Origin of the sequence: Methanobrevibacter sp., from assembly GCF_017431965.1 — an archaeon.
Lineage (GTDB): Archaea > Methanobacteriota > Methanobacteria > Methanobacteriales > Methanobacteriaceae > Methanocatella.
The window spans coordinates 15,250-33,653 of record NZ_JAFRKB010000039.1; the positions used below are offsets into that span (position 1 = coordinate 15,250).

Here is an 18,404-nt window from a genome sequence, read left to right on the forward strand (position 1 = left end):
TTTTTTTAATCCACAAAATGGATGTAGTCTTCTTTTCTAGGCAATGGTTCCGGCGCGTCCATATCGGGATAGCCTAAAACTACATGGCCGATTCCTTCATATCTTTCTGGTATTCCCCATTCTTTTAATAATGCTTTTCCTTCAGGGGAGGCAAATTCATCTCTTGCACGGTGAATCCAGCAGCTTCCAACACCGACGGCATGTGCCGCATTAACTAAAACCGCTAATACACTAGCGCCATCTTCCACCCAAGTAGGCATTTCACTGTCGGCCAATACAATTAAAAGAGTCTTAGCACCATAGAATGGATCCATATCTTCAGGAACAGGCACTGGGAAAAAGCTTCTGTTCCATGCAGACAATTCTTTGATTTTTTCTTCATCCTGAATTACAACAATCTTTGGGGATTGCGCGCCTCTGCCTGTTGGGGCATATGTTCCGGTTTCCAGAATTGTTTTTAAATCTTCATCTGAAATCTGTTCATTTTTGAATTTTCTAATGCTTCTTCTTGTTTTTAAATCATGTATTGTCTGGTTCATATTAACTCCTCTGAAATTTTTCTAAGGGCATTTTTGAAATTATCATATTCTTTTGGACCGATGATTTCCTTGATTTTGCTATCCCATTCCTCATCGTAATCCATTACCTTTTGAGCAGTTTCTGCTCCTTTGTCAGTAATTTCAATTCTTTTAGTTCTTTTTTCAGGAATTCTTTCAATAAATCCTTTATCTTCAAGCTTTTTAAGGTTTCTTGTTATTGTACTTTCATTTAAATGAAAGTTTTGAGCTAGTTGCTCTTGAATTATTCCTTCATTATTGTATATTTTAATCAGCAAGGGATAAAGTCCAAAACTCAAATCTTCATCCTTAACTTTTTCATTCAAGTATTTTGCATGTTCCCTGTAGAGTATAGAGATAAATGGAACAGTTGGAATATTTTCATCAAACATTTTGATTACTCCTTATCAATCTGCTGATATACCATTCGATACATGCATAACATATTAAAGAACCTATTCCACCACCCAGAAGCATTCCGCAGTATATTCCGAATTCTCCCATATGGAATGTGAAACCTAAAAGGTATGCAAAGATTAAGACTAAAATGAATTCCCTGAAGGTTGTCAAAACAAAGGATATTGTTCCTTTTCCAACCCCTTGGAACACATTTCCAGCGCTTGCTCCAAATGGAACATATAATATAAATAAGCACATTATCTGCAGGAAGCTAGCAATCAATGGTTCTAATTGCGCGCTGTTTTCTGAATATGAGAAAATAAATGCGATTTGATTGGCAAATACATTCAAAATTATACACACAATAATGGAAGCTATCAAAGCTATCTTAACAGCATACCTTGCTGTAACCCTAAGGTTTTCATATTTGCGTGCTCCGTATGCCACTCCTGCAACTGATATTGCCGCTGTTCCAACACCAATTGCCGGAAGCATTCCAATGTTTACTATTCTCCAACCAGCAGTATAAACGGCTACAGCTACCGGTCCGGATACTAATGTAAGCATGAAATTTATAAATATTGTTAAAACTGAGAGTACTAGCTGTTCTAAACTGGCAGGGATACCGACTACCAGAATGTCTTTATACATTCCAAAATCGTTGTGGAAATCCTTAAAGTTGTATGAGAGGTATGTGTCCTTTTTGACAAATATCCAGTAAAACATTAAAAATAAGCTTATCAGCGGTCCTAAAACTGTTGCCCAAGCTGCCCCTTTGATTCCTAAATTCAATGTGTAGATGAAAATTGGGTCTAAAACCATGTTGATTATTGCGGCTAATGCTATCGGCAGTGTTGCTCTTTTTATGTCTCCCTCTGATCTAAATGCTCCACCTACAATTGGAGGCATCAATAGTGCAAATGTCCATGCAAAAATGATAAAACCGTAGTCCATTGCATAGTTTATAACACTGCTTGCGCCCATCATATTGAGCATAGGTTCCATGAATGTAAGAAATATCACTGAAATTATAATCGAAATAATAAAACTTAAGATAAGGTTGTGTATTGCTGCATTGTTTGCAGAATTTCTATCTTCAGCACCGATATAACGTGAAATAAGTGAATTACCACCAGCTCCGATTCCGTTCCCGAATCCTACCAGAATCATGAATAATGGTGTGATGTATCCGAGTGCAGCCAATGGCTCTGCCCCAAGTCCGGCAACCCAAATACTGTCTATAATGTTATTTGCAAAAATTAAGAACATACTTCCTATGATGGGGAGTGCTAATTTGTTAATAGCAGTTTTTGGGTCTCCTGTAATCATTTCTATATTTGAATTTTTTTCCATAATTTACCTCTCTTGCATATGCAACTGTACTCTTGTATATGCAAGTGTTAGTATTTAAAGTTAATGTTAAATATTCTTAAGAATATAGTTTTAACTAATAGGAGAATCAATCATGAAAGTTTTAGTTGTTGGTACTGGTGCTCGTGAACATGCTATTGCTGATGCACTTAAAGATGATGTGGAATTATATTGTTATATGAGTAAAATAAACCCTGGAATGAGTAAAATTGCTGAGTTCAAGCAAGGTGATGAAGGGGAAGTTGAAAAAGTAGCTGAATATGCAGTTGAAAATGATATAGACATTGCATTCATTGGTCCTGAAGCTCCACTTGGAAAAGGAATTGTGGATGAGCTTCAAAAGAATGGAATCAAATGTGTCGGACCAACCCAAAGCGCTGCTAGAATTGAAACTGACAAATCATTTATGAGAAAGCTATTTGAAGACTATGAAATCGAAGGATCACTTGTCTACAAAGTGTTTGATAACTCTGAAGACGTTTCCAAATTCTTGGATGAGTTTGACCGTGATGTTGTTGTTAAGCCGGTAGGTTTAACAGGCGGTAAAGGGGTTAAAATTGTAGGTGACCACTTAAAGGATAATGAAGAGGCTAAAGAATACTCCTGTGAAGTCATCGATAATGTAATGGGTGGATTTGCTCAAGTAATTATTGAAGAAAGATTGATTGGTGAGGAATTCACTATCCAGGCATTCTGTGATGGAGAGCACTTGGCCCCAATGCCTGCAGCACAGGACCATCCTCACGCATTTGAAGGGGATGTCGGTGCAATAACTGGTGGTATGGGATCATATTCTGATGTTGGGGGATTATTACCGTTCTTGACTCAGGATGATTATGATAAGGCCGTAGAAATTATGCAAGCTACTTTAAAAGCTATTGCTGAGGAGGCCGAACCATACAAAGGAATCTTATATGGTCAATTCATGTTGACTGCAGACGGACCAAGACTCATTGAATACAATGCAAGATTCGGTGATCCGGAAGCAATGAATGTGTTGCCGCTTTTAAAAACTCCATTAGCTGATATCTGTCAAGCTATTGTTGACGGAACATTGGATAAGGCAGAATTTGAAGACAAGGCCAGTGTATGCAAATATATTGTACCTGACGGATATCCTGAAACAGAACATGCCGGTGAACTAATCGAAGTCGATGAGGAAACCATTGAAGATATGGGCGCTAAAGTATTCTATGCTGCCGTATCACAGGAAGATGATGGAATTCACTTGTCCGGTTCTAGGGCATTGGGTATTGTAGCCAGTGGCGAATCCATAGAAGAAGCTGAAAAAATAGCTGAAAAGGCATGTGATTTTGTTAAAGGTAATGTTTACCACAGAAGGGATGTAGGTACAACTGAGCTTGTTAACAAACGTGTGGAACATATGAAGGAAATTTTAAATTAAATTTCTTTTTTTTCTTTTCAGGTGATTTAAATTAAAAAATACAGTTCGGAAGAAGTCGAAGAGTTAAGAGAGGATATTCATAATAAATTGGAAGTTTTAAAAGAGCATTCTTCCGATGATGAATATATCAAAAAAATTAATCAGTTATCTGATGAGTTGCATAAAACCAATGAGTTTAAAGACACTAGAAAAGAAAGAAAAGAGCTAAAAAAATTAGATAAAAAGTTAACCTTTTATGAACGTTTTTTAGAAGGTTTGGAAAGGGATTTGGATATTGATCCCGGCAGATTGTTGGGATTGACGGATGGTATTTTTGGAATGGTAATGACATTATTGGTTTTCGGTATTGCCCTTCCAGAATTACAGATAGCCACTTACGCTGATTTCATATCATTTATTACAACGTTACTCCCTACAGTAGGAGTGACAATTGTTAGTTTTGTGTTTATTAGTTCTTTCTGGATATATCACCATGAATTCATAAAAATTAAAACTTTGAATATGCCGTATTTATGGTTGAATATATTTTTCTTAATTTGTATTTCATTCATTCCGTTTACAACTTCCTTAATCGGACATTACTCCCATTTCTTTTTGGCTGAAAATTTATTTGGGGTGAATATTTTTTTAACAATACTAACCTTTTTGCTAGTCTACCTTTATGCGGATAGTAAAAACTTCCTTGAAAAAAAACCGTCTAAAAAGGAAAAGAGGTATGTAATTAATACATTTATCATTATTATGGGATTCACAGTTATTGTAAATCTCTTAGACTTTAATGTTTCGGGCAATTTCATTTATTTATTCTTACTCGTACCTGTTATAACAACAATCAGGGATATAGTGCAGTATAGAAACATTTAATATATATCTTTTACATATATTCTTTTTTATAATAGGAAGGGGAATTAAAATGGGTAGTTTATTATCTGTTTGTGATATTAAAGAGGATGTAAAATATATTCTTGATTTGGCTAGTAAAATTAAAGCAGGGGATGTAGAAGATAAACCTCTTGAAGGTAAAACATTAGCGATGATTTTTCAAAAGTCTTCTACAAGAACCAGAGTTTCTTTTGATGTTGGAATGTATCAGTTAGGTGGAAGAGCAATTTTCTTGTCTTCCAATGATTTACAGATGGGAAGAGGTGAACCTATTTCTGATACTGCGAAAGTTTTAAGCCGTTTCGTTGACGGAATAATGATTCGCGCCATTGAACATGACGATGTGATTGAACTAGCTAAATACTCAGATGTCCCGGTTATAAGTGGATTGACCAATTTAGAACACCCTTGCCAGGCGCTTGCAGATATGTTAACAATCAAAGAACATTTAGGCAATTGGGAAGGTAAAAAGATCTGCTTTGCCGGTGATGGAAACAATGTTTGCAATTCCCTTTTATTAATTGCTCCTCTTTTAGGCATGGATATGTCCGTTGCATGTCCTAAAGGTTATGAACCAAATGAAGAAATTTTAAAAACTGCTCAAGAATATGCCAATGAAAACAATACTGAAATAACTGTTAGTGATGATATTAATGTTGCATTGGATAATGTTGATGTGGTATATACTGACGTCTGGGTAAGTATGGGTGATGAAGCTGAAGCAAAACAAAGAGAAATTGATTTGGCTCCTTTCCAAGTAAATTCTGATTTAATGAGTATAGCTAATGATGGAGCTATTTTTATGCATTGCCTGCCTGCAATTAGAGGTCAGGAAGTAACTTCAGATGTCATTGACGGACCGCAATCTGTAATATATGATGAAGCCGAAAACAGAATGCATGCTCAAAAGGCTGTATTGTATTATTATTTAAAAGATGATTAATCTTTAATCATTTTTTTTAAAAAATTAATGTTAAGCACCACTTAATTACTATTTTTAAAAAGATTATTAAACCAATTCCACCAATAAAACCTGTTATAAAGCGTAATGTATTATTGCTTTGCCTTAAACCAAAAAATTGTGTAAATCCATCAATTGAAACAGGTATTAAAAGAATTATTGAAAGAATTAATAGGGTGGATGTATATTCTATTGTAGAAAAAAAAGTATACAATAGAAAAATTAATAACCCTGTATAAAATCCAGTACACCTTGCACAGACTGGAAATTGATGTCCTTTAATGAAAAAGCTTCTTTCAGGTTTTCTATGACAAATTAAATTTAAATAATTCATTTTTCTTCACTTTTAAACATTAGCTATTAACATTAATTTTTTTTAAGATAATTATATATATTTTTTCATACAAATTTAGTGGTATAATAAATAAAAAGGTTTTTACAATGAGAGGCGGAGAAGCGATAATTGAATCCCTCAAAAATATGGGGGTTAAAACAATATTTGGTTATCCTGGCGGACAGACCATACCATTTTACGACATGTTATATGATTCAGACATGGAACATATATTAGTTAGACACGAACAATGCGCAGCTCATGCAGCGGATGGATATGCAAGAGCTTCTGGTAAAGTGGGTGTGTGTTTGGCAACTTCAGGTCCGGGAGCAACCAATCTTGTAACTGGTATTGCTACTGCATATATGGATTCCTCTCCAATAATTGCTATTACTGGACAAGTTCCTACTCATTTAATAGGTAATGATGCATTTCAAGAAGCTGACATTATTGGAATTACAATGCCAATTACCAAACATAGTTTTCAACCAAAAGACCCTGATTTAATACCTTCAATGATTAAATCTTCTTTTGAAATAGCTGCAAGCGGAAGACCAGGTCCTATCGTGATTGATGTTCCAAAGGAAGTTCAAGAAGGTGAACTGACAAAATTTGATGATTCTTTAATTAGTACTCCGGGTTATAATCCAAATACTAAAGGTAATATTAGACAAATTAAAAAAGCCTGTGATTTAATAAAGCAAGCTAAAAAGCCTATGATATTGGCAGGCGCTGGTGTAATTATATCTAATGCATGCTGTGAGTTAAAGGAACTTTCAGACACCATTAATGCTCCTGTAATGACTTCACTTTTAGGTAAGGGAGCTATTGATGAAACCAGTGATTTGGCATTAGGAATGCTTGGTATGCATGGAAGAAAAGTTTCAAATGATTATATTAATGAATCCGATTTGTTGATAGCTATCGGAATTAGATTTTCAGATAGGACAACCGGAAGACTGGACAGTTTTGTTCCGGATACCAAAGTTATTCATATTGATATAGATCCAGCGGAAATAGGTAAAAATGTGGATGTCGATTTGCCGATTGCAGGGGATGCTAAAAATGTATTGTCATCTCTTAACAAATCCTTAAAAGGTCATGAAGTATCCGGTGATGTTAAATCTTGGGCAAATATGATTAAGGAGAAAAAACAGGAATTGCTTCCAAGAGTCACTTATAGTGATGTTCCGTTAAAGCCGCAAACAGTTATAAAAGAGATTGCTGAGGTATTAACACCGGAATCAATTTTAACAACAGATGTAGGTCAAAATCAAATGTGGGCGGCTCATTTCTATGATACCCAAAAGCCACGCAAATTCATATCTTCCGGTGGACTTGGAACCATGGGATTCGGATTCCCGTCAGCTATTGGCGCTAAGGTAGCATGTCCGGATGATCCTGTTGTTTCCATAAATGGGGATGGCGGATTTTTAATGGTCTGTCAGGAATTGGCTACTGTTCATGATTATGATTTGCCGGTTATTGCTGTTGTATTGGAAAATAGGACTTTAGGAATGGTATATCAATGGCAAACATTATTATATAATAGTAGGCATTCACAAACAGAGTTTAAGGACAGTCCTGACTTTGTTAAATTGGCTGAAAGTTTCAAGATAAATGCTGAAAGGATTACAAAGCCTGGTGAAACTAAAGAGGTATTAACTTCAGCGATTAAAGATAACGAATCAATTTTATTAGATATTGTAATCGATTCCGAGGAAGCCCTGCCGATGCTTCCGCCTGGAGCGGGAATTAATGAGATGATTGGTGAATACAAACTTGAGAAGGATGTGATTTAAGTGACATTTGAGTATCATGTTATTTCCACATTAGTTGAAGACAGACCGGGGGTTTTACAAAAAGTTGCTGGCTTATTCAATAGGAGAGGATTCAATATTGACAGTATTACTGTAGGGGAATCTGAAGTTGAAGGATTATCCCGTATGGTAATTTCAGTTCATGCCGATAAAAAGGGTTTGGAACAAGTCACAAAACAATTAAATAAGTTAGTTGATGTTATCAAGATTAAAGATATTACTAAAAATGCTGTTAAAAGGGAATTATGTCTTGTTAAAGTCAATATCCCTAATGAAAAAGCAAGAGCAGAAATAATGCAATATTCTAATATTTTCAGAGCAAAAATTGTTGATGTTACTGAAGAAACGTTAATAATTGAGTTAACTGGGGATAAAGAAAAAATTGATGCATTTATATCTTTATTAAAAGGTTACGGAATCAAAAAGATTTCACGCACTGGCCTTACGGCCATGGCAAGGGGAGTATAAAATGACTATATTAGAAAATGTTTTGGAAGATAATAAGAAATTTGTTGAAAACTTTGAAGGTGAAGAAATGTCTCACCATGCTCAAAAGAAGTTAGCTATTTTAACTTGCATGGACTGCAGACTAATAGACTTTTTTGAACCTGCATTAGGACTTGAAAGGGGCGATGCAAAAATAGTTAGAAATGCCGGAAACTCAATTGTTGGTGAAGATGCAATCAGATCCATTGGAGCAGCCCTTTACAATTTAGGCTGTGAAGAAGTATTGGTTGTAGGTCACACTGAATGTGGTATGGCAGGAGCCGATGCTGATGCCTTAAAGGAAAAAATGATTGCAAGAGGCATTTCAGAAGAAGACATTGCCAAATATGATTTGGCTGAATGGATTGGTGGATTTGATGATGAGGAAGAAAATGTCAAAAACGTTGTTGAAAAAATTAAAAACCACCCGTTAATTCCGGATGTGCCGGTACATGGTCTTATAATCGATATTGTAACTGGTGAGCTAAAAGTTTTAGTAGATGGTTACTAATCATCTATTTCTATTTTTTTTATTTTATCATCTGTTTGATATTTTCACACGCCTGATTTTAAAAAATTTGTAGATGATATTGAAATCATATATTGGGATGCATATAATATGGACAATTGAGTACTAAAAACTCATGGTTTCAAATAATTTGGCGAAAATTTGAAATTAGGTTACTTTTATAAATGGTGAAATTCAAACCTATTATGTGATATTTTATTATATCTTAATTTTTACGAGTGATTATTATGAAAATGTATTACGACGACGATGTAAATACAGATGCTTTAGAAGGTAAAACCATTGCCGTAATCGGTTATGGTTCACAAGGTAGAGCACAATCTAGAAATATGGCTGACAGTGGAGCTAACGTAATTGTTGGATTAAGAGAAAACGGTAGCTCATGGAACCTAGCAAAAGAAGATGGAATGACTGTAAAAACTATTGAAGATGCAGCAAAAGAAGCTGATATCATTCACATTTTGCTTCCTGATGAAATTCAAGAAAAAGTCTACAACACACAAATTTCAGAGTATGTTGAATCCGGAAACACCATTTCATTCTCTCACGGTTACAACATCCACTTTGGTTTAATCAAACCTGATGAAGATGTAAACATCGTAATGTTTGCACCAAAAGGACCTGGATCCATGGTAAGAAGAACTTATGAAGAAGGATTCGGTATTCCTGGTTTAGTGGCAGTCGAGCAAGATGCAACCGGTGATGCATTGCAACTTGCATTGGGCATGGCAAAAGCTTGCGGTTTAACCAAAGCGGGCGTTTTAGAAACTACTTTCCAAGAAGAAACTGAAACTGACTTATTCGGCGAACAAACCGTTTTATGCGGGGGTATCACTGAATTAATCAATGCTGGTTTCACTACTTTAGTTGAAGCTGGATACCAACCTGAAATCGCTTACTTTGAAACCTGTCACGAAGTAAAACTCATTGTCGATTTAATCTACGAAAAAGGTTTTGCCGGAATGTGGACTGATGTAAGTAACACTGCTGAATATGGTGGTTTAACCAGAGGTAATAGAATTATTACTCAAGAAGCTAAAGACGGCATGAAAGCAGTTTTAAAAGAAATCCAAGATGGCACCTTCAAAAAACAATGGGCTGATGAAAACGCTACTGACGGAGCTAACTTAAAAGAAATGAGAGCTGCTGAAGGTCAAAAAGAAATTGAAATTGTTGGTGAAAGATTAAGAAAAGCTTGTGGATTACAAAAAGACGATTAAGTCTTTTTATCCTTTTTACTTTTTTTATTAATTTTATAGTGTGGTAAGCATGGTATTTATTGGCATGGACCATGGAACTACTGGTATCTCTTTTTGTATAATGTCTCATAATGGAGAAATAATTGATATCTTTAAGATTGATAGGGAAGATTCTAAAAGCGGCAAGATATCGGCCATTGAGGAATTATCTAAACGTGTTGATTTAAGCTCTGTTAAATTGATGGCTATTACTTATGCAATGGGTGACGGCTTCAATAAGATTTTACCGATTGATAAGGTTGAAGATAGAGGAATTTTATCAATCAATGGTGCAGGTAAGGTTACCGGTGGAGGAACTTCCGTATTCTCAGAGTTGGAAAATTCTGATATTCCAACTATCATGATACCTGGTCTTCACAAGAATTCTACTTCATTAAACGAGCTGTTTAATGCAGCTTATTCTCATCAGGCCAGTCCTGAGAAGGTAAGCATTTCATATAATGCGCTTAAGGAAACCGGCTGGCAAAATTTCATTGTTGCGGATATATCCTCTAACAGTGTTGACATATTGATAGAAGATTCTAAGATTAAAGGGGCCATGGATGCATGCATTGGTGCTATGGGCATAGTGCATGGGCCAATCGATTTGGAAATGATACGTGACATTGATGAAGGCAGAAAAACTGCAAATGAATGTTTTTCACATGCGGGTGCAATTAAAATAGCTGGAATCGACGGCAAAGTGGCCAATATGAAAGATCAACTTTTAAAAAACTATGAAAATGGTGATGAAAAAGCGAAATTGGCTATTGATACTTTAATCATGACCGTGGCAATGGAAATAGCTGGACTGGATGTAGTTTGTGAAAATGATATTGAAGGAATCGTTTTAACAGGTTCAATTGGAAGTGCAACAGAACCTTTTAACTTTGAAGATGAAATCAATAGATATTTCAAGAATAAATATGAATTGAAAGTAATTTCTAAAGAGTCCGGATCAATCGGTGCCGCTCAAATAGCCAAGGCCGTCTATGACGGTGAAGATAATATTTTGGGAATTGAAGCTGAACTGTAATGCTTCTTTCAGCTTAAATAAATTAGATATTTTATCTTTTTCAAAACTCTTTTTGGGGCAATTGACTTGAAAAATTCTACAGTGCCTTTATTAATTCCTTTTTCATATTTCATGAAACTATAAAGAAGCAGTATGACGGCAGAAACTGAAAGTATCATACATATAAACATCATAAGATTTGAGGATTGTACTAATAAATAATCTAAATCTTCTGGTCCTAAAGTTTGATTTCCGAAAAATATTGATAGGATTAAGGTATAAATTCCGGTACTTAAAATTTTTCCAAATTCTTTATTTGATGATAGAATTGAACTCGCATCAGCCAAGTCCTCTTCATCCACAATTGTCAAAGTATATTTGTTATTTGGGGCTGAGAATAATCCGTTACCTATTCCCTGAAAAGCACATCCGACAAGTATTATTTCAAATGGTATATGGTCTACGAAGAAATATATTGCCATGGAAATGGCCAGAAATATCATTGCAGTAGCGGAAATTAGTCTCGGATCAAATTTGTTTGAAAGCATACCTCCAATATTTGACATTCCAATCGTTATGATAGGGGAAATAATAAGAATCATCGAGACAACATATTCCTCAAAATTTAAAATATATTGTAAATGGAAAGACAATGCGGTAATGGCAATTGTTGTGGTGAAATAAGTTACCATAGCTGCATAATTTCCGATTACATATCTTGTGTTATTAATTAAATTAAAGTTCAATATCGGTTCTTCAACTTTCTTTTCAATTTTAATAAATATTGCCAATATGATTAGGCTTATTACTAAAAATATCGCACCATATACGTCTAATTCTGTGAGACCATATGTAAATAAAGCCATTATGACAATATAGAAAAATGAACCCTTATTATCAATCGGTTTTTTCTCACCAGTCCATTCTTTTGTAACATTATTTAGTAAATATAATAAAACAAGAAGTATAGGAATCAATATTAAAAATGCAAATTTCCAATCTGCAAAGTAAATCACAAAACCCATAAAAGATGGAGCCATTAACATTCCGACATAACCCGCTGAGGAAACCATACCCAATGCAGAACCCATTTCATGCTCTTGAAACTCTTCAACAATTATTACATAAATACTGATTGCCAGTGAGGCGGATGTTAACCCCTGAAGCAATCTTGATAAAAGAAACATGTATTCATTCACGGATAGAAATGATACCATGATTGATATGAACAGTAGAATAATACTCAGTTTAGTGCTTTTTTTAATTCCATATTGCGAGATAATTTTAGCAAAGGGCAGACTGAAAGATACAAAACTCATTAAATAAATTAAATTAACCCATAGTAGTCCTTCAGCTGAAAAATTTAAAGCTATAGCTATGTCTGGAAGTGCTACAACGGTCATATTAGCAATCAATTGCATGATTAATTGTGAGGTTGCGGCAACTATAAGAAGTATTTTCTTTTCCGAAATGTTAATTGAAAGCCCTCCTAACCATATTTTTTTAGTTAATTATATTTAAAATTCAGTTCTTTTGGGTTATCATTAACTTTATATTATTTTTTTAACATAATATCATTGATGGTAAACAGAACTGTATGGGCGTTGGCATGTGTTTGTTTTTCGCTGTCCACGCTGTTAAGTATGGTTGGAATTATTTCAGTTATTCAGATTTATTTCAATGTTTCTATTTATTATGCTAGTTTGTATGCAAGTATATTTGCCGGAACATTGGGATTTTCAAGTTTGGTAATGCCTGCAGTTTTTTCAAGATTTGAGAAAAAGAGACTCATAATCATTATATTGATAATCACGATAATAGCTAATTCAATGGAACTGTTAGTCACAGATTATTATATTGGGCTTATTTTTAGAATAATTCCTGCATTTTTCTATCCGATTGCTGTTAGTTCCGCTTTAACAATTGTTGGCAAAATTGCTCCGCATTATACAAACAGGGTAGTTTTAGGGGTTTCTGCTGGAAGCATATTGGGCCTTTCCATTACTTCTTATTTGGGGTTTACTCATGGATTTCAGATTACAATGCTGTGGTTTGTTCTGATTAATGTCGTGTCATTAATTTTAACTGCAATCTTCATTCCTAATTTTGAAGGTAATAAAGAGCCTATAATGTTGCAGATTAGTCATGCAAAATCTAAATCGTTTTTACTTTCGATAATTTATGTTTTTTGCATGGTTGTAGGTATAAGTATCACTTATAATTATATTCCAACATTCTTAAATCAAGTAACTAAAATCAGCGGTGAAATGTTATTTGTTACTTTATTTTTAATGGGCTTAACATCCATGTTTGGAACAGTTTTATGCGGATACTTACTTGAAAAAAAGGGTAGTTTAACTGTTCTTTTTTATCCTATTGGGTTTTCTGTTATAATGTTTATATTGGGATTATTCGTTAAATATCCATTCACAGAATTTTTTGTCCTGTTGATTTTTGGAATATTTGATGGGTCTGCATATACGGTTTCACAATATTGGGTTACTTCATCCGTTAGCGAATCTCCTGAATTTGCAAATGGAATATTTTTATTGATGTGTAATTTAGGTATATTTATCGGAACAATGGTTGGTGGATTGATTATAGACAATATCAGTATTTTATACATTTTCTTTGGATCTGTAATTATGATGATTTTGGCAATTCCATTTGTTGTCATTAGAATCAGAGCCACTCCTGATGCCGTTTAATAAGGAGTGTATGAGAAAAATAGTATTTCGTATGGTTATGTGGTGTTTGTGGGTGAAGTTATTCATTTAGGCTAATATATACAATATTTCCGCCTTTTAAGGTTTCAATGCCATTATCATTTTCTAAAACGATATTTAAGTAATTATCAATAGCTATTATTTTTCCTTCAGCCTGATTATTGTCTCTTAATTCTACAATCACATTTTTATTTTTAAATTGTCTGAATAGTTTATTTACTTGGTCTTTGTCAGTCATGATTTTCAATCCTTTAATCGTATATTATAGTTTATATTCTATATTTATATACTTTAATGTTTTAATATTATACCATGGCAATTAATCAATTAGAAGAAAATTTAGAAGCTATTACAAGGACAATTGAACAGTTAAAAAAAGATGGATGCAGCGATGAAAAGATTTTAAATGATCTTCGCGAACAAAGAGACAAAATACTCAAAGATTTAAACTTATAAGTATTTTATTTTAACCATTCTTTTAATAAAGTCATATCACTTGTCAAATCTATTTTTAAAGGTGTTACAGTAGTTTTATGTGCTTTACGTAATTCATAACCATCACTTCCAGGTACATCTGAATCGTATGGTTCGCCTCCAATCCAGTAATATGGTTTTCCACGTGGATCAAGGCGTTTGTGCATTATTGGAGTATACATCCTTTTTCCTAATTTTACCACTTCAAATTCTTCATTTACAGGGTTTTCAGGTATATTAACATTTAATAAGTCGATTCCTTCAGGCAATCCTTTCTTTAATACAATTTTGGATATTTTATTGAGCATTTTTCCTGCAAAATCAAAATCTATTTCTATTTCACCGTTTTCAAATTTAATGTCGTCCCTAATCACTTCTTGTGAAATGGCTATTGTAGGTATTCCAAAACTTGCCGCTTCAATGGCTGCTCCAAGTGTTCCTGATGTTGTCAGTTCTGCTTGTCCCAAATTAAAACCGGTATTTATTCCGGAAATCATGATGTCCGGTTTTTCATCAAGCAGTTGAAATAGTCCGATAGTCACGGCATCGGTCGGAGTTCCGCTTACACCATACCCAAAACTTCCATCCTTTAAAGTATATTTATTCACTCTTAACGGTTCATAAAGTGTTAATGCATGTCCAATACCGCTCTGTTGTGTTTCAGGTGCTATTACACATGTATCACATAAATTTTCCACCGCTTTTTTAGCAGCTAGGATTCCTGAAGCAGTTATTCCATCATCATTACTTATTAATGCTTTCATATATTTATTAAGGTATTACCATCTTAAAATAATTTTATATTTTTGCATAGATATGATAAACTTTAATAATAATTTAATGTATAAAATATATTAGTAATTTTTTTTAGAAAAAACACATGCGGGTGGAAAATTGGAAAAACCACAACTTATTAATTTTATAGCTAAAGTGATGGAGGACTCTGGTTTCAAAGTTTATAAGAATTTTAAAACTTCACAGAAGATTATAGACATATATGCTATATTGCCGACAACAATTGGGGATTTTGGGGTTGTTGTAGCATGTAAAAACTATGATAAGAATTTTGAAATTGGGGTTGATGTTTTAAAAGAGATGGAAGAAGTTGGAGAAAGCTTAAAGGCGTCTAAAGTAACTATTGTTTCTTCCTCTTATTTTTCAAGCCAAGCAACTAATTATGCACTTAGAAAAAACATTAAGCTAGTGGACAGGAATAATTTAATTGAGCTTGCTAAAAAATATCAGGATAGAACTTCTCAAACTACTTTGGATAATACTCCTTATGATGGTGGGGCATCAGCTTATATTGATGAAGAATATCCTGAATATCAATATGATGCATCTGACATGGAATATTTGATGCAAAGACGGGATCAAAACCCTCACGTTTATAAAAGTTCATTGTATAGACAGGTTGAAGAAGATAGGCCTAGAGGATTGTCATCTCTATTGAATAGGGTTAATTCTCCAATAAGCAGCGGCAGATCATCTACTAATTTATATAACTACAATCAACAGCAATCCAGCCCTAATCCGTTATTGTTTAAGTTAATTAGCAATCCGATTGTTTTGATTATTTTAGTTGTAGCAGTTTCTTATTTCCTTGCATTCTTTGGAGGAAATATCTTAAAAATGGATGCAGGAATCACAGGATTGATAGAGATGGTTGCAGCCTTGATTTTATCATATGGTCTGTCATTATATACAGAAAGAAATGGAGATTTCATTGTAAAAGGAACATTTGTATTTTTCATTTCATTAGTAATCTTAATCATATTAATTTTTGTTTAATTTAATATGATTAAAATTAATTATTATTAAAATTAATCCTAAAAGATATAAGAACCAAATCATTATATCGGTTGGTCCAGTTTCTATCCAAATTAATGTGTGTGTTAAAATAACGGAGTAAATCGCTACTCCTATTCCTTTTTTTAGTTTGTGGACTAATTGCAAGAATGCTCCCATAAATAGCATTTGTATAGTTAGGCCGGGCAATCCGAAATCAAGGTATACTGGCCCAAATAGTGTTGATGTTAAACATACAGTGTAGTGAAGAACATATTGCCCAATGAAGGTTCTAGGACTTCCTGATGAAAAAATCATACTTAAAATATGGCCATGTGTTGTTCCGCCTAATGGAATTATTTTTTCAAATACTTCTAATGTGAATGCTGCTCTATAAAAGATAAGTTCAATGGGATTCAATGTCCAGTGTTGATTGGCTATTGATTGAGATGCGATATATCCTACAGCGAGCATTCCAATAACCATTATGGCTATAAAAACAACAGCAAATTTTCTTGATATTTTTTTGAGATAATAAAGAGTTATAAATGAACTTCCTAAAATACCGATAACTGAGGTTCTGTATCCGTTCAATCCAAAAATCAAAGCTCCGGCAACGACTAACAGTAAGTACTTTTTATCATAATGCTTTGCAAGCAGCAAGTTAATCATTATTAAAAATAGGGGATATGCTATTCTCCAGATATTTGTAGTCGCACTGGATTTTAAAACGCTGTTGAAAAGAGGAATTCCTCCAAGTAACACCATATTTAGAGTTTGCAGTATTAAAGCTATAATGACAAGAACCAGCAATAGCCTTTCAGATAAAAAATTGAGTTCTTTTGTTTTTTCAACATTTATTTTGTATTTGATAGCTATTGCTCCAACAGAAAAGATTATGCATGAAAAAAGAATTGTCAAAATCACTTCTAGCTTAAGAGAATCTTCAAATCTGTAGTTGAATGATCCAACATAGCCCATAGCCAAAAATGCAATTATTGCAACTACAACCAATAATGGCTGAAAGAAATCAATCTTTTCTATGTTCATTTTTTATCCTCCAAGCTCATATGAAGAAATAGCCAGGTTTCCTCCAAAATTAGGCATTGCCGCCACATGGGTATGAACATAACTTGCAAGTGTGTTGCCTTCAATAAAACCGTCTTGATTATTATAGGAACCTTTTCCTCTTAGAATATCAAATGCTAGTTTATGTTTGATGTTTGCATCGTCAACCAGCACTTTTGAATAGTGGAATTCATGTCCATGGAATCTTTCACCTTTTTTGGATATGATGTTGTCTTCTTTCACTTCTGCAATTGTGTATTTCAGAGCTTGCACTCTATCTGTTAGGATTGCTTTGTAAGGATATATATTGACAACTTTGTCTTCATGGATGGAATTCATGAGATACATTAAACCACCACATTCGGCAAAAATGGGCCTATCTTCCTGGTGGAAAGTCTTAATATCATTAAGCATTCTTTCATTTTCACTAAGTTGTTTTGAAAAGAGTTCTGGATATCCTCCGCCGATGTATAGTCCGTCTACATCAGGCAATTCTTCATCGTTTAACGGTGAGAAGTATTCAATTTTTGCATTGTTTGCTTCTAGAGATTCAATATTTTCTTTATAGTAGAAATTAAATACTTCATCATAAGCTATTCCAATTTTAACCGGCTGTTTGTTTAATTTATTCCAAATTGGAATAATGTCTGAGGTGATTTTTGGAGCTTCACGGGCAATCTCTACTAATCTGTCCAAATCGATTGAATTTTTTATTACTTCAGACCAGATATCAATGTATTTTAGAGAATTTTCTTTTTCACGAGCAGGAACAAGGCCTAAATGCCTTTCTTCTATTGATATAGAATCGTCACGTATTATTCCACCGATAACCTCTGTTTTTGTTATTTCTTCTATAGACCTTTTGGTTTTTTCATAATGGGCTTTATTTTTGACTTTGTTTAAAATAACTCCTGCAATGTTTATTTCAGGATCAAGCGCTTTAAAACCCAAAACTAAAGCGGCGGCACTTTTAACTAAACTTCGGGAATTTATAATTAAAATAACCGGTGCCTGCAATGATTTGGCTATTGAAGCAGTACTTCCAATATCATTTACAGAGTCGATTCCTTCATAAAGTCCACGAACACCTTCAATTACAGCTATATCTTTTCCATCCATAGCTTTTAGATAGGAGTCTCTAACTTGTCCGGATTCCATAAAAAATGAATCTAAGTTTCTTGACACATTATTGGTAGCTAAGGTGTGGTAAGACGGGTCAATGTAGTCGGGTCCAACTTTGAATGGCTGAACGTTGTATTTTTCACTTAAGGCTTTCATGATCCCGGTAGATATTGTTGTTTTTCCAACTGCACTACCGGTTCCTGCTAAAATTATTCTCATATTTAGTAAT

20 protein-coding genes are annotated in these 18,404 nt (G+C 34.0%); 11 read left to right on the top strand and 9 right to left on the bottom strand.

Annotated elements, in window-relative coordinates; all coding sequences use genetic code 11:
* Positions 1-5: 5 nt before the first annotated feature.
* The 3 genes from IJI93_RS05395 to IJI93_RS05405 are packed head-to-tail and all read right to left on the bottom strand — an operon-like array spanning position 6 to position 2,309.
* A complete protein-coding gene (locus tag IJI93_RS05395) occupies positions 6-539 on the bottom strand; it encodes a nitroreductase (protein ID WP_292820998.1) in 534 nt (177 codons plus the stop codon).
* A complete protein-coding gene (locus IJI93_RS05400; RefSeq protein WP_292821000.1) occupies positions 536-949 on the bottom strand; it encodes a MarR family winged helix-turn-helix transcriptional regulator in 414 nt (137 codons plus the stop codon). Before IJI93_RS05400 ends, IJI93_RS05395 begins: the two co-directional genes overlap by 4 nt.
* Complete coding sequence (locus IJI93_RS05405; RefSeq protein WP_292821002.1) at positions 942-2,309, bottom strand: MATE family efflux transporter; 1,368 nt, start codon at positions 2,307-2,309, stop codon at positions 942-944. The genes IJI93_RS05400 and IJI93_RS05405 overlap by 8 nt, the downstream gene beginning before the upstream one ends.
* Before the next feature lie 112 nt (positions 2,310-2,421).
* Here IJI93_RS05405 and purD point away from each other — a divergent pair, with 112 nt between their 5' ends.
* From purD to argF, 3 genes are all read left to right on the top strand, one after another.
* Positions 2,422-3,732: a phosphoribosylamine--glycine ligase gene (gene purD, locus IJI93_RS05410; protein ID WP_292821004.1), complete on the top strand. Its 1,311-nt coding sequence runs from the start codon at positions 2,422-2,424 to the stop codon at positions 3,730-3,732.
* 87 nt (positions 3,733-3,819) lie between these two features.
* Complete coding sequence (locus IJI93_RS05415) at positions 3,820-4,596, top strand: TMEM175 family protein (protein ID WP_292821006.1); 777 nt, start codon at positions 3,820-3,822, stop codon at positions 4,594-4,596.
* 49 nt (positions 4,597-4,645) lie between these two features.
* The gene (gene argF / locus IJI93_RS05420) at positions 4,646-5,557 is read left to right on the top strand and encodes an ornithine carbamoyltransferase (protein ID WP_292821009.1); all 912 of its coding nucleotides are present in this window, start codon (positions 4,646-4,648) and stop codon (positions 5,555-5,557) included.
* A gap of 16 nt (positions 5,558-5,573) precedes the next feature.
* Here the strand turns inward: argF and IJI93_RS05425 are convergent, their stop codons facing one another.
* The gene (locus IJI93_RS05425; protein WP_292821011.1) at positions 5,574-5,909 is read right to left on the bottom strand and encodes a DUF2085 domain-containing protein; all 336 of its coding nucleotides are present in this window, start codon (positions 5,907-5,909) and stop codon (positions 5,574-5,576) included.
* Between the two features lie 107 nt (positions 5,910-6,016).
* Here IJI93_RS05425 and IJI93_RS05430 point away from each other — a divergent pair, with 107 nt between their 5' ends.
* From IJI93_RS05430 to IJI93_RS05450, 5 genes are all read left to right on the top strand, one after another.
* A complete protein-coding gene (locus IJI93_RS05430; protein WP_292821013.1) occupies positions 6,017-7,711 on the top strand; it encodes an acetolactate synthase large subunit in 1,695 nt (564 codons plus the stop codon).
* Positions 7,712-8,197 carry an acetolactate synthase small subunit gene (gene ilvN / locus IJI93_RS05435; protein ID WP_292821015.1) on the top strand — a complete coding sequence of 162 codons (486 nt, stop codon included), beginning with the start codon at positions 7,712-7,714 and terminating at the stop codon, positions 8,195-8,197.
* A gap of 1 nt (position 8,198) precedes the next feature.
* A complete protein-coding gene (locus tag IJI93_RS05440) occupies positions 8,199-8,726 on the top strand; it encodes a carbonic anhydrase (protein WP_292821017.1) in 528 nt (175 codons plus the stop codon).
* Between the two features lie 245 nt (positions 8,727-8,971).
* Positions 8,972-9,964 carry a ketol-acid reductoisomerase gene (gene ilvC, locus IJI93_RS05445; protein WP_292821019.1) on the top strand — a complete coding sequence of 331 codons (993 nt, stop codon included), beginning with the start codon at positions 8,972-8,974 and terminating at the stop codon, positions 9,962-9,964.
* Between the two features lie 49 nt (positions 9,965-10,013).
* Positions 10,014-11,018, top strand: a complete 1,005-nt coding sequence (locus tag IJI93_RS05450; protein ID WP_292821021.1) for a methanogenesis marker 12 protein — start codon at positions 10,014-10,016, stop codon at positions 11,016-11,018.
* A gap of 8 nt (positions 11,019-11,026) precedes the next feature.
* Here the strand turns inward: IJI93_RS05450 and IJI93_RS05455 are convergent, their stop codons facing one another.
* Positions 11,027-12,496: an MFS transporter gene (locus tag IJI93_RS05455; RefSeq protein ID WP_366513284.1), complete on the bottom strand. Its 1,470-nt coding sequence runs from the start codon at positions 12,494-12,496 to the stop codon at positions 11,027-11,029.
* Positions 12,497-12,577: 81 nt separating this feature from the next.
* Here IJI93_RS05455 and IJI93_RS05460 point away from each other — a divergent pair, with 81 nt between their 5' ends.
* Positions 12,578-13,705 (top strand): MFS transporter, encoded by a 1,128-nt coding sequence (locus IJI93_RS05460; protein WP_292821025.1) that lies wholly within the window; start codon positions 12,578-12,580, stop codon positions 13,703-13,705.
* A 58-nt stretch (positions 13,706-13,763) separates the two neighbouring features.
* Here IJI93_RS05460 and IJI93_RS05465 read toward each other — a convergent pair whose 3' ends face one another.
* A complete protein-coding gene (locus IJI93_RS05465) occupies positions 13,764-13,961 on the bottom strand; it encodes an LSM domain-containing protein (protein WP_292821027.1) in 198 nt (65 codons plus the stop codon).
* 74 nt (positions 13,962-14,035) lie between these two features.
* Here IJI93_RS05465 and IJI93_RS05470 point away from each other — a divergent pair, with 74 nt between their 5' ends.
* The gene (locus tag IJI93_RS05470; RefSeq protein ID WP_292821029.1) at positions 14,036-14,179 is read left to right on the top strand and encodes a hypothetical protein; all 144 of its coding nucleotides are present in this window, start codon (positions 14,036-14,038) and stop codon (positions 14,177-14,179) included.
* Between the two features lie 5 nt (positions 14,180-14,184).
* Here the strand turns inward: IJI93_RS05470 and surE are convergent, their stop codons facing one another.
* A complete protein-coding gene (gene surE / locus IJI93_RS05475; protein WP_292821031.1) occupies positions 14,185-14,961 on the bottom strand; it encodes a 5'/3'-nucleotidase SurE in 777 nt (258 codons plus the stop codon).
* A gap of 130 nt (positions 14,962-15,091) precedes the next feature.
* On the opposite strand from surE, the gene IJI93_RS05480 reads away from it, so the two are divergent.
* Positions 15,092-15,988 (top strand): restriction endonuclease, encoded by an 897-nt coding sequence (locus IJI93_RS05480; protein ID WP_292821033.1) that lies wholly within the window; start codon positions 15,092-15,094, stop codon positions 15,986-15,988.
* Here IJI93_RS05480 and IJI93_RS05485 read toward each other — a convergent pair.
* Positions 15,974-17,035, bottom strand: coding sequence for an oligosaccharide repeat unit polymerase family protein (locus IJI93_RS05485; RefSeq protein WP_292821035.1), 1,062 nt, complete (start codon positions 17,033-17,035; stop codon positions 15,974-15,976). The two genes, IJI93_RS05480 and IJI93_RS05485, sit on opposite strands and share 15 nt — an antisense overlap.
* A 3-nt stretch (positions 17,036-17,038) precedes the next feature.
* Positions 17,039-18,394 carry a Ni-sirohydrochlorin a,c-diamide synthase gene (cfbB, locus tag IJI93_RS05490; protein WP_292821037.1) on the bottom strand — a complete coding sequence of 452 codons (1,356 nt, stop codon included), beginning with the start codon at positions 18,392-18,394 and terminating at the stop codon, positions 17,039-17,041.
* Positions 18,395-18,404: the final 10 nt, after the last annotated feature.